General features: G+C 46.3%; 11 protein-coding genes. 5 read left to right on the plus strand and 6 right to left on the minus strand.

The genetic code is table 11. From position 1 onward, the window contains the following. Positions 1-43: 43 nt before the first annotated feature. Positions 44-1,507: a 3-keto-alpha-glucoside-1,2-lyase-like domain-containing protein gene (locus AC060N_RS14290; protein ID WP_479524409.1), complete on the minus strand. Its 1,464-nt coding sequence runs from the start codon at positions 1,505-1,507 to the stop codon at positions 44-46. 144 nt (positions 1,508-1,651) lie between these two features. Continuing rightward, the gene (locus AC060N_RS14295) at positions 1,652-2,359 is read right to left on the minus strand and encodes a cytidylate kinase-like family protein (protein WP_479524410.1); all 708 of its coding nucleotides are present in this window, start codon (positions 2,357-2,359) and stop codon (positions 1,652-1,654) included. Between the two features lie 222 nt (positions 2,360-2,581). Between AC060N_RS14295 and AC060N_RS14300 the strand changes: the two genes are divergently transcribed. Further along, positions 2,582-3,637, plus strand: a complete 1,056-nt coding sequence (locus tag AC060N_RS14300; protein ID WP_479524411.1) for a Gfo/Idh/MocA family oxidoreductase — start codon at positions 2,582-2,584, stop codon at positions 3,635-3,637. A 132-nt stretch (positions 3,638-3,769) separates the two neighbouring features. Here AC060N_RS14300 and AC060N_RS14305 read toward each other — a convergent pair whose 3' ends face one another. From AC060N_RS14305 to AC060N_RS14320, 4 genes are all read right to left on the minus strand, one after another. Beyond that, complete coding sequence (locus tag AC060N_RS14305; RefSeq protein ID WP_479524412.1) at positions 3,770-4,009, minus strand: hypothetical protein; 240 nt, start codon at positions 4,007-4,009, stop codon at positions 3,770-3,772. 36 nt (positions 4,010-4,045) lie between these two features. Beyond that, positions 4,046-5,338, minus strand: a complete 1,293-nt coding sequence (locus AC060N_RS14310) for a Gfo/Idh/MocA family protein (RefSeq protein WP_479524413.1) — start codon at positions 5,336-5,338, stop codon at positions 4,046-4,048. After that, positions 5,335-6,294: an FAD:protein FMN transferase gene (locus AC060N_RS14315; protein ID WP_479524414.1), complete on the minus strand. Its 960-nt coding sequence runs from the start codon at positions 6,292-6,294 to the stop codon at positions 5,335-5,337. The genes AC060N_RS14310 and AC060N_RS14315 overlap by 4 nt, the downstream gene beginning before the upstream one ends. A 96-nt stretch (positions 6,295-6,390) precedes the next feature. Further along, the gene (locus AC060N_RS14320) at positions 6,391-7,731 is read right to left on the minus strand and encodes a Gfo/Idh/MocA family protein (protein WP_479524415.1); all 1,341 of its coding nucleotides are present in this window, start codon (positions 7,729-7,731) and stop codon (positions 6,391-6,393) included. Positions 7,732-8,002: 271 nt separating this feature from the next. Here AC060N_RS14320 and AC060N_RS14325 point away from each other — a divergent pair, with 271 nt between their 5' ends. The 4 genes from AC060N_RS14325 (at position 8,003) to AC060N_RS14340 (ending at position 11,675) form a co-directional block, all read left to right on the plus strand. Further along, a complete protein-coding gene (locus AC060N_RS14325) occupies positions 8,003-8,722 on the plus strand; it encodes a flavin reductase (protein WP_479524416.1) in 720 nt (239 codons plus the stop codon). Positions 8,723-8,755: 33 nt separating this feature from the next. After that, positions 8,756-9,334: a rubrerythrin gene (gene rbr / locus AC060N_RS14330; protein WP_479524417.1), complete on the plus strand. Its 579-nt coding sequence runs from the start codon at positions 8,756-8,758 to the stop codon at positions 9,332-9,334. 519 nt (positions 9,335-9,853) lie between these two features. Continuing rightward, positions 9,854-10,798: a glycosyltransferase family 2 protein gene (locus AC060N_RS14335; protein ID WP_479524418.1), complete on the plus strand. Its 945-nt coding sequence runs from the start codon at positions 9,854-9,856 to the stop codon at positions 10,796-10,798. Next, entirely contained in the window at positions 10,779-11,675 is an 897-nt protein-coding gene (locus AC060N_RS14340; RefSeq protein WP_479524419.1) for a lysylphosphatidylglycerol synthase transmembrane domain-containing protein, read from the plus strand. The genes AC060N_RS14335 and AC060N_RS14340 overlap by 20 nt, the downstream gene beginning before the upstream one ends. Positions 11,676-11,714 lie beyond the last annotated feature (39 nt).

Genomic DNA, 11,714 nt, shown 5'->3' on the forward strand with positions numbered 1-11,714 from the left:
TGATAAATTAATGAAAAAATTCTCGTAGTTGACTGTAATACAGTTAACCCGTAATTTTTTCAGGTAATCCGTTTAATTGTACCTTCTTCTTTCCGGCTGGCCGGGGTACAAACATATCTTTGGGTGCTAAATCTAACGAATCTACGGCTTCTAAACAATACTCCAACCGCCCTAAATCGTTGGCTGCATTGTTTGTCCCGAAAGTGAACTTCAATCCCGCGTCTTTGGCCCGTTTGATAAATGCCATGCTCGGAATACGATAACGCGCGTTGATTTCCAAAGCCACTTCATTATCTTTCAACACCTTGATGACCCGATCCATCCGCTCCGGTGTCCACAATTCATCGTATCGGGCAGCCAATTCATCGGGCAGAAAAGTCGGATTGACATAAATATCCACCGGCTCCTTGCTCATGATTGACTCAATGCGACTGACGAGCATCTCCATAAATTGTTGATCGTTATCGACAAAAGTTTCTTCCGGAATCCACAAACGCATCCGCCGGCCTTTGTCATCGGTCCACGTCATCGCATCGGTGAAAATATAGTCGAACTTTGCCACGGCTTCCGGCGAGAAGAGCGTTACCCATTCACGTCCCTCACATTGCATCGCTTTGATTACCGGCTCATCTTTGATGCTTTCCAAGTATTCGTTTAACGTCTTGTCATCCGTTACCGGGAATTTCAATCCGCAATTGGCGGCCACTCCGTAATTAATTCCCAGGTTGCGACCATGACTGCGAAGCTCATCCATCGTCAATCCGCCTTTCAAATGCGAATGATAATCGATGACCGGAAATCCTTGCTGGTTCAGCAACGTAAGCTGACGCGTAACAGCATCCTCATGCTCAGGCTCCGATGCTTTTGCCTCTTCTTTTCTCTCCTGCGGCATTACCCGAACTTCACTGACAGCGATATCCCCATCAACGGAAGTTTTATAGAGCGCCAATGTGCCTTCAGAAAAAACCATATTAGAACACTGCTTACTGCGCATGGGCAATGCCGGCTCATTGTACTCAGTTACTTTTTTTCCGTTCACGCTGACGACGATGTGGTGACCTTCGACCTCAACAGCTAGTTTGAACCATTGGTCGTCATTCGCTGCGCGGACAAAGTTGTTCCGGATGTGACTCAGGCTTCCGGTCTTCTCGTGGTTACCGACTCCATAGTCGCTGTTATTTATGAAAATATGGTACCCGGAATGCTCGGGAATATTAGCATCTTGCGGAAAATGAACGCAAAAAATTCCTTCAGCCCCGGCGGTTGTTTTTACGTTCGCCTCAACTTTGAAATCCTTCAGGGAAAACTTACTGTGTATTCCGGAATTATTATCAGCCAGCACATAATTTGAGTCATTATGTTGAACATCTTTCAGTGTCCAATATTTTTCGAAGTTACCGGAATTCGTGACCAACCACTCTCCTGTTTTTGGCTTTTGCTGACAGGAGAATGTGATTAGAGCAATTAGGGAAAGTCCCAATCCCAAGGGGAATGAATATCTTTTCATGAAAACAAGCAGGTTTAATTCGGTTTTGTTAGTATCAATGGAATGAGCAGCAATTTAGCAAAAATGTTCTTTTCCGCCACAAGGCTCACCATAAAAAAGGCGCTGAGTATTAGCGCCTAAGTTTTATTCATCTTTTGTCTTATCCTAAATAATGTGCCTGTTTTTCAGAACACTCACAATGGCATCAACAATGTGGTCGTCCAACATGGTAGAGTAATTGAAAATCAAGTCGAAATCGGAGTTATTTACCTTGCGGCCGGCGATGTGCTCAACAAACAAATCGCGCTGCCGATCGATTTCAATCACATAATCGCGGGCATCGGAATGCGATAAACTACTGATTTGCATGATGCGGTTCACCCGCCAGTCGAGCGGCGCTTCAAGCCGAATCGCTAACCGATCGGTGATTCCATGACTCAGAATTTCACCTCCGCGACCAACAATGATCTGATGACCGGCAACGGCAAATGAACGAATGACCGTTCCTACCGTTTCAATGACCTTCTGGTCGTCGGCATCGTACACCTTCTCGGTAGAAAATGCACTGGTTACCTCCTCAAGCGGTACTTTCTTCTCACTCAGAAATACGTTCTTCACATGGTTGGGATCCATTTCCAGTTCATGAGAAGCCTCCTCAAGGATTTCCTTGCTAATCCAACGCCATTCCACGTCCGTTTTCGTTTCAGACAGGTAACTGTACCCCGTCAGTATTTTCGACAGCTTGGTAGCAATTCGTTTGGCCGAACATCCGCATTCGCGGGAAATCGTGATGACGGGCCCCGGAGAGATGTGTCCGTCCAGTTTCTGCTGCCTGAAAACCTCTGAATAGTTGCCTAGAATATTTTGTGCCATAATCGAAGTTTTTTACACCCTAGAATAAGACAGAAATCTGAAATCCGGGGATGGTTCGTGATGAATGATTACTTTGCTTAAAGTTATGGCTTGAGTGTTCAGCTATCAAGGCTTTATGCTCAAGGACACAGATGTTTTACAATATGTTTAACTGAAACTTTTTCAAAACCAGCATTCTAAATCAGAAATCTTATATTTGAGTGACCGTTATATAAATTCGTTATGGAAAAAGTCATCAAAACAGCACTGGCATCGTTTGGAATGTCGGGCCAGGTTTTTCACGGCCCCACCATTAAGGTAAATTCCCATTTCAGCATTAGCAAGATTCTGGAAAGAACAAAGAGTCTCTCAGAGAAGGATTATCCCGAAGCGACGATTGTCCGTTCGTACGAAGAGATTATCAATGATCCGGAAATTGAACTGGTCATCGTCAACACACCCGATCCCTATCACTATGAAATGACGATGAAGGCGCTGGAAGCCGGGAAACATGTGGTGGTTGAAAAACCTTTTACCAAAACAAGCGAAGAAGCGGCCCGACTGATTCAATTGGCCCAGGAGAATAACAAGATATTGACGGTTTACCAAAACCGACGACTCGACAGCGATTTCCTAACGGTGAAAAGTTTGCTTGGAGCAGGAATGCTGGGGCGTCTGGTGGAGTTCGAATCGCATTTTGACCGTTACCGGAATTTTGTCCGTGAAGGCAACTGGAAAGAGACCGGTGATGAACGAACCGGCGTGCTCTTTAATTTGGGAGCGCACATGGTCGACCAGGCATTAGTCCTTTTTGGAGATCCCGAAGCGGTTACCTGCCATTTGGCTGCCCGCCGAACCGGGGGTGAAGTTCCCGATTATTACGACATCCGCTTGCATTATGACGGATTCAATGCCATCCTGAAAAGCTCGTACCTGGTTAGAGAGCCCGGACCTCGGATAATTCTGCACGGAACCGAAGGTTCTTTCCTGAAATGGGGAATCGACCAGCAGGAAGCTATGTTGACGGAAGGCCGCTTACCCAACGAGCCGGACTGGAACGAAGAACCGGAAGAATGGTGGGGAACGCTGCATACGAACATAAACGGTGTTGAATACAAAGGCAAGGTGAGAACCATTCCGGGCAACTTTAAGGTATTTTACGAAAACCTGTACGAAGCGATCCGGCATGGAAAAGAGTTGCTGGTACAACCGGAAGAATCGAAAAGAGTAATCGACGTGTTGGAAGCTTGCATCGAAAGTAACCGGCAACGAAAAACCATCGATTTTAATCCGTCCTGAAAATAAAAAAGGTAAGTGCCCCGAATCATGGGAATCCACTTACCTTTTCCTTTCTATTAACAATACCAAAGAAATATTGCCGGCTCTTCTTGATGTTTCAATAAACTGATGATTCAAGAATGATATCTTCCGTCAGGCTGTTTTTCGAATTAATTTGAGGATTCCGAAAATAATCAGCCGGATGATACCAATAAGAGCATATAACACAAAACTGATGAGCAAAACAATGTGCAGCTGCGAATACAATTCGCTCCATGAAGTATTGTATCTAACAATGCTGTAGACGTTCATCAGAAATGCGATGATAAAACTGACTCCCCAGAATATCAGTTCCTTTTTTCTTCGTTGTCGGGTAATAATCCAATCACTCACAGGTTCTTATTTTATTGATTCTCGACTTCTCTGTTTTCACACAAGTGCTCCGTTCTTCTTCCAAACATATTCTTCGGGCCATTCAATGATACGATTTTCCTGCATCGCCTGCAATCCCAGCAAAACGGCTACTGTCGCATTGTACCCTTCCCGTAACAATCCCGGATAAGGGCGTCCGTCCCGGACCGCCAATACAAATCCCTCCATTTCCAGTAATGTATCATCGTACTGATAATCTTCCACCAGGTACTCTCCCTTGTATTGCACAGCCGTTTCAGGCACCCAACTGGCGCCGCCAATGGGAATCGTCTCGAAAATATCCTTTTCCAGGTTATTTATCAACTGAAGGAAACCGGGTGCGGAAGGCGGATTTTCCGAATAAATCTTACGGACCTCGGGTTCAATTGTTCCGAGGTGCCCCATAATCTGTTCCTCCAGCCCGTATTTTCGATTACTAATCACTGAGTCGTATATCACCTTCACTCCTTTTGGATAATCGTAAACACAAGCAACATTGTCATACACTTCACGGCCATCCTTCCAGAAACAAATGGAACCAGAGCCCATCACCCGCGTTGGTGTTTCTCCCAAAAACCAGTTCGCCACCTGAATCTGATGGGAAGCCAGTTCAGTCATCAATCCGGCCGAGTACTCGTCGTACATGCGCCAGTTGATTTTCCGTTCCAATTCGGGATGACCTTCCGGAACCGGCCGCCGCCAATCGTTATTGCGGTGCCAGTAAGCCCTGATTTGAGTTATCTGTCCTATCTCGCCGGAAGCAGCCCGTTCGTATGCCTTCAGATAAGCAGGATTGAACATGCGTTGATGGCCAATCTGTAGAATCTTTCCCATCCGGTTCGCCGTTAAGGCCATGGCTTTTGTGTCTTCCAATGTGCGGGCCATCGATTTCTCACAAAACACATGAATACCGCTCTCCAGAAAATCGATGGTAATATGAGCATGCTCGTGAAGCGGAGTAGCAATGACAACGGCATCGAGGTTATCAGCGTCATCAATCATTTTCCGGTAATCGTAAAATGCTTTGGCTTTGCCGTTGGTTAGCTCAATGGCACGTTGGTAATGTGGTTCATAATTGTCGCAAACTGCCACAATTTCGACATTGTCCAATTGCTGGCAATTGAGCAGCAAGGCCCGCCCGCGGTCTCCGACACCGACAAATCCAAGACGGACCCGGTCGGAAGCGTTGTTTCCAACCTGCGATTCATCGGCCATGGCTTTTAACCAGGGCATCGACGCTCCAAGAACAGCTGAGCCACTGAGTAACGAAACGTCGCGGATAAATTGCCGTCGTGTCCGTTCGTCTTTCATATCAAATGGTTTGGTTTAGTTTGGTTATTACAAAGAAATTGTTTTTTCTGAATTGACGCCTCTGAACCCAATGTAACTACCACAATTTCATCATATTCAAATTCATTCAAAACAGCATCATACTGTTCTGGTGAGAGCAGCATGAAAGCAGTCGACAGGATTTCGCCTTCTACCGGAGATTTGCACAGAACCGAAACCGACCTGCCTTCGTTGTCCGGCTTTCCGGTTACCGGATGAATGATGTGATTGGACTTTCGGCTCCAGCCATCATCTGCCAATAATCGGTTAGAAGAGGTAGTCAGCGAATGGTTATTCATCCTGAATTCGTGGAGGATTTCTCCCGGTTTCACAGGATTTCGGACCGACATGGGCCAGTATTCCCCGGAAGGATGTTTCCCGAGCGTTAAAATGGAACTATCACCAAAATTGATGACGGCTTGCCGGGCCTCATGAGTATGCAAAATCTTCCGGACCTGTTCCAGTGCGTATCCTTTGCCATACGCGCCGAAATCAATTCCGGGTTTCCCCGAAAGAAAGCGGATGCAATGACGATTCTCCTCAAATTCCATCTCCTTCATACCCGAAAAACGAAATTGTTCTGCGACTTTATTCTCTGTTGGCTCTTCCTTTCCGTCTTTCCACAACGCCGCCACTTCGCCCATGTTGATGTCGAAAACACCCAGCGTTTTTCGATGATATTCACGACAAGTCAGAAATGCCTGCCAAAGCTCTTCTGAATCGACTTCAATCCATTGGCCATGATGTTGCTGATTGATTTTCCACACCGGTCCGTCTTCCCGGAAACGGCTGAACAAATTTTCGATTCGGTCAACCTCCCGATGGATTTCCTGGAATAACAGTTCACCGCGTTCATTCGATTGCCCCAGAATGAGCATATCGAACCGGGTTCCCATGGCCGGGAAAGAACGAACATATATTTCTCTATCGGGATTCATCTTGCACAATGGATAGAACAGGAAAGTAGCCCTCCTCCCGGACAGCTACTTTACCATCACTCTATGCTATACTGAAAAAATAATCGCTTTCACTTATCAGATTCTGGGCTCCCAACCTTTCGCGTAGGTTCTGCCCCACATCGCCATCGCCTCCTTGTCGTTCAGAATGTGACCATTCTCTTCGTCACAAGTAAGCGGGCGATTCATCTTCCAGGCGATATTCGCCAAATGGCATAACAAAACTGATTTGTGCGCCTCGTCGATAGGAGAATGTTGTTCGACGTGTTTACCGCGAACGGTATCGAGGAAGTTGTTGATGTGATTCAATGTCATCACATCGCCGGTGCCGACGGTATCGGACGTGCTGGAGGTTTTTCCGGTTTTCTGTTCCCGGATCTTCTGACCACTCAAATCATACACTTCGTACCCTGCCCGGTCGATGATAACAGAGCCTTTTGTCCCGAAAATCACCGAACCGCGGTCACGGCCATACAATTTCGCCGCATTACAGCTCTGACCTTCCCAGGTAATGGTTTTATTGCCCTTAAATTCGTAGTGATTGAGCAACGTATCGTAAAACTGCCAGTCGTCGTCTTTATCAAAATAGCGACCACCAGTGGCTTTTATCTGCTTCGGGAAATCGACCTGCAGCGCCCATCGGCATACGTCCAGCTCATGCGTTCCATTGTTACACGTTTCACCCGTTCCCCAATTCCAGAACCAGTGCCAGTTGTACGGATGATAATTATCGTGATACGCAACCCGGGGTGCCGGTCCCTGCCAGAGCTCCCAATCGAGGTAGTCGGGTACCGGAACAAGTTTGCCTACCCCAATGGTTCCCCGCTTGTTGTTGTAAAAAGCTTTTCCGAGATACACTTCACCAATCAGGCCGTTATGGATTTCCCGAATGACTTCGATGGTTTCGGGAGCTGACCGTTGCTGATTTCCCATCTGGATTACTTTTCCGTAGCGGGATTGAAATTTCTTCAGCAACTCTCCCTCTTTGGGATTGTGTGAGCAGGGTTTCTCGACATATACATGTTTTCCGGCTTCCATCGCCATCCACGACGCGGGTGCATGCCAATGGTCGGGTGTCGCGATAAATACCGCATCAATCGATTTATCTTCCAGCAACCGACGAATATCCCGTTCGCCTTTGGGCGTATTTCCAGTTGCCTTTTTAACATTAGCAATGGTTCGATCTACAAACCGGGCATCGACATCGCAAACATGGGTTACCACGGCACCGGCTGCTTTACTGAATTCACCGGCCAGGTAATCGCCGCGACTCCTAATCCCGATTCCGGCTACGTTCATCTGTTCGTTCGCTCCAATAATTCGGCTGTAACTTTTGGCTGACATGCCAATTCCGCCAATGGTGATGCCTACTGCACCCACTGACGATTTCTTCAGGAAAGTTCGTCTGTTTTCCGCCATGTTGGTTAGTTCGTTTGGTTTAGTTTCAGCACCGTGTGCGGTACCGACACGAATATAAGGAAAAAATTAAGCGTCTTAGGTGTTGAGAAACATAACCATACAAATATTAGCCTCCTGTTTTCACATTCGACTACTTGTTAAAATGATCTATCTAACTTTTAAAATATCTCTATAAACGAAGTGTAATTAACGATAAATCCGTTTCTCAAATTCTGTTTATTTCCCTTCAATATCGCTAAATTAGGGCTTTATTCACCCAAAACGACAATCCATGGACATCAATGCATTTCTCAAGGTAAGCTATGGGCTATACCTTATTTCGACAAAAGCTGGAGATAAACTGGGTGGTTATGTGGCCAATACGGCTTTCCAGGTAACAGCAAAGCCACCACGCTTCGCCATCAGTTGTAACCGCGATAACCTGACGTCAGAAATGATTCGCGAAAGCGGCATTTTTGCTTTTTCCGTATTACGGGAAGATGCTTCTCCCGAAATCATCGGCAATTTTGGTTACAAAAGCGGTCGTGAGATTGACAAGTTTGAAAAGGTGAATTACATCACTGCACAGAGCGGGGCTCCCATCGTCACCGATTCTTCGGTAGCCTGGTTCGACTGCAAAGTGATTGAAACACATGAAATCGGCACACATATTCTTTTCATTGGTGAAGTGCTCGACTATGATGTAATTAACGAGGAGGCCAATCCGATGACCTATGCCTATTACCATGAAGTAAGGAAAGGATTATCACCGAAGAATGCCCCGACGTACATCGAAGAGGAGAAACTCGAAGAAGCCCGGAAAGAGGAACCAAAAGAAGAAGCCTCTGCCAAAAATGCAACCTGGACCTGCCAGATGTGCCATTACAACTATGACCCGGAAACGGGTGATCCGATTACCGGAATTCCACCGGGAACAGCATTTGAAGATCTTCCGGACGATTGGGTGTGTCCGCTTTGCGGAGCCACCAAGGACATGTTCGAGAAAGATTAGTCAGACCAAAATAAACCAAAAATCAATTATCACATGGAGAAGAGTATCAAAGGTTCGCAGACTGAGCAGAACCTGCTGAAAGCTTTTGCAGGAGAGTCTCAGGCGCGGAACCGCTATGAGATGTATGCAAAAATCGCTAAAAAGGAAGGTTACGAGCAAATTGCGTCCATTTTCGCAGAGACAGCGATGAACGAAATTGCACATGCCAAACGCTTCTTCCGCTTCCTGGAAGGAGGAATGGTTGAAATCACGGCCTCCTACCCTGCTGGTGTAGAAGGAACAACAGCCGAAAATCTGCTGGCTGCTGCCGAGGGCGAAAATGAAGAATGGACCGATTTGTATCCGGAGTTCGCCAAAGTTGCCGAAGAAGAAGGCTTTAAGGCAGTGGCCCTGGCTTTCCGTAAGATTGCTGAAGTAGAAGCCGAACACGAGAAACGGTACCGGAAACTACTGGAAAATCTGGAAAACGATTCAGTCTTTAAGAAAGAGAAAAAAGTTCGCTGGAAGTGCCGCAACTGCGGTTATGTGCACGAAGGTGAGAAAGCGCTGGAACGTTGTCCTGCCTGCTTGCATCCCAAAGCTTATTTCGAAGAAGAAAGCGAGAATTATTAACCGGGAATACCCGAACGAATCAAGGCCCCTTATAGGGCCTTTTTTATGTAAAAACTCAAGGTAAAGGCAAAGAAAAAGGGCGGTAAAGATACCGCCCTTAATTTTCCACCAACAAAAATTATTTAACCTCAAATCCCCCCTGTAAGAAACAGACGACCACTTCTCTTTCTACAGGGTTTTACAAATATATATATTTTTTTCAAGTGTCAATTACTACAGGTTGTTAATGAATGTTAATTTCGGATTCATTACCTAAAAACTGCTCTATTTATTTAGATGAAACCACTCCACACTACCCTAAATTTCAGCCATCTATACTCATCGTGCAATTAGCTCAGGAAACAGTTCTCCAACAATTAAAATTTATTCTAAATAAACTTTTTCTTCTCGTTTGCAATATAAAAAATCATAAAACATAAAAAAGGTAACCGAATGACTCTCATTTCATTTTTACTCAGCCATAAATTTAGACCACATCGTCAAAAATCCTAATTTTGCCTCAAATCAGAAACAGAGTCCATGGAAAAAATTTCAGTGGTGGTCACCGTTTTTAACGAGGAAGATAATATCCGGCCACTGGTTGAACAAATAACTGCAGCCTTAACCGATTACCCGTTCGAAATTGTTTATGTTGATGATGGCTCGACTGACAACACGGTTCAGGTCATCAAATCGATGAACAATCCGCACCTGAAGCTGGTCGAGCTAAAGAAAAACTTCGGACAATGCCCGGCACTCAAAGCAGGTATCGACTATGCAACCGGCGATTTCATTGTGACGATGGACGGCGATTTGCAAAACGACCCATCCGACATCCCTATGATGGTCGAGCGGGCCAAGGAAGGCGATTTCGATTTGGTTGCCGGTATTCGCGAAAAGCGGAAAGATGGCTTTATTCTTCGGAAACTTCCGTCGAAACTGGCCAACTGGCTGATTCGTCGGGTCACGAAAGTCGATATCAAAGACAATGGTTGCGCGTTGAAAGTTTTCCGTGCCGACATGGCCAAAAGCATTCCGTTGTACGGTGAGTTGCACCGCTTCATTTCCGTGTTGGCTCACTACGAAGGAGCCAAAATCGAACAGGTGAATGTGAAGCACCACGCGCGTATCCACGGAGAATCGAAATACGGTTTGTCGCGTACGTTTCGGGTACTCAGCGACCTTATCCTGATGCTCTTCTTCCGCAAGTACATGCAGAAACCGATGCACTTTTTCGGAACTTTTGGTATCCTTACCGGCCTTGCCGGAGGTGCCATCCTCTTCTACTTTTTCATTCTGAAACTGATGGGCGAAGACATCTGGGGACGCCCATTGCTGTTGCTCGGAATCATTCTGCTGTTCATCGGATTCCAAATCATCACGCTCGGATTGCTGCTCGATTACCAGATGCGCACCTATTACGAGTCGCAACATAAAGCACCCTATAAAGTAAGGCGGGTAACCGGTGGAGAAGAAGCGAATTAAAAAAATTGGACTCAACCTGCTGAAACTGGTGATTTCGGCAGGAGCCATTGCCTGGGTACTTTCCAAAATTTCCTTCCGGGAAGTGCTGCATATTTTCGGGCAATCGGCGCCGGGATACCTATTGCTGGCATTGCTGTTCTTTGTGCTGTCAAAAGTGCTGGCAGCTTTCCGGCTCAACCTCCTTTTCCGCGAAAGCGGGGCACACCTCTCATGGTGGCTCAACCTGAAGCTTTACTGGATGGGCATGTTTTACAATTTGTTCCTTCCGGGAGGAATTGGCGGCGACGGCTACAAAATTTACCTCGTGAACAAGTTCCGGCAAAACGGCCTGAAGAAGAACTTCGGTGCTGTTGTCATCGATCGGGTATCCGGACTCGTGGCCATCGGACTCATCACCATCACGCTCTATTTCTTTTCCGCCATTCAAATTCCATACGGACAATGGGCCTGGGGCGGGTATTTTCTGGTATATGGCGGATTTCTGCTGTTGCTGAGACTTTTCTTTCCCCTGTTTCTTCGCATTCATTTGCCGCTTACGGGTTGGTCATTAGCGTTGCAACTATCGCAACTGCTTTCGGCTTTGTTTATTTTGCTGGCTTTCCATCAGCAGGCTAACCTGGTCGATTACCTGTTCCTCTTCTTTCTGTCGTCAGTTGCTGCGGCATTGCCGATTACGATTGGAGGAGCCGGTGCCCGCGAACTGGTTTTCCTGTATGGCTCGCAACAACTGGGACTGGCCGGCGACCTTTCCATTGCCCTCAGCTTCATGTTTTATCTCATTACTGCCTTTGCATCGCTTTGGGGAATTATCTGGGTATTTCGTCCTCCCTTCCGGGAAGAAGGTGAAACTGATGACGCAACCGAGCCTGTTTCCTGAAAAATAGACTGCAAAGCAAACCATTTGGGCAGAACGATA

Source organism: Prolixibacter sp. DSM 2831 (assembly GCF_056493735.1).

What these genes read in the sequence shown, in the direction of transcription:
- rbr (WP_479524417.1), top strand. Translation starts at nt 8,756, where the DNA reads ATGGAGAAGAGTATCAAAGGTTCGCAGACTGAGCAGAACCTGCTGAAA.
- AC060N_RS14290 (WP_479524409.1), bottom strand. Translation starts at nt 1,507, where the DNA reads ATGAAAAGATATTCATTCCCCTTGGGATTGGGACTTTCCCTAATTGCT.
- AC060N_RS14315 (WP_479524414.1), bottom strand. Translation starts at nt 6,294, where the DNA reads ATGAATCCCGATAGAGAAATATATGTTCGTTCTTTCCCGGCCATGGGA.
- AC060N_RS14335 (WP_479524418.1), top strand. Translation starts at nt 9,854, where the DNA reads ATGGAAAAAATTTCAGTGGTGGTCACCGTTTTTAACGAGGAAGATAAT.
- AC060N_RS14325 (WP_479524416.1), top strand. Translation starts at nt 8,003, where the DNA reads ATGGACATCAATGCATTTCTCAAGGTAAGCTATGGGCTATACCTTATT.
- AC060N_RS14320 (WP_479524415.1), bottom strand. Translation starts at nt 7,731, where the DNA reads ATGGCGGAAAACAGACGAACTTTCCTGAAGAAATCGTCAGTGGGTGCA.
- AC060N_RS14300 (WP_479524411.1), top strand. Translation starts at nt 2,582, where the DNA reads ATGGAAAAAGTCATCAAAACAGCACTGGCATCGTTTGGAATGTCGGGC.
- AC060N_RS14310 (WP_479524413.1), bottom strand. Translation starts at nt 5,338, where the DNA reads ATGAAAGACGAACGGACACGACGGCAATTTATCCGCGACGTTTCGTTA.
- AC060N_RS14295 (WP_479524410.1), bottom strand. Translation starts at nt 2,359, where the DNA reads ATGGCACAAAATATTCTAGGCAACTATTCAGAGGTTTTCAGGCAGCAG.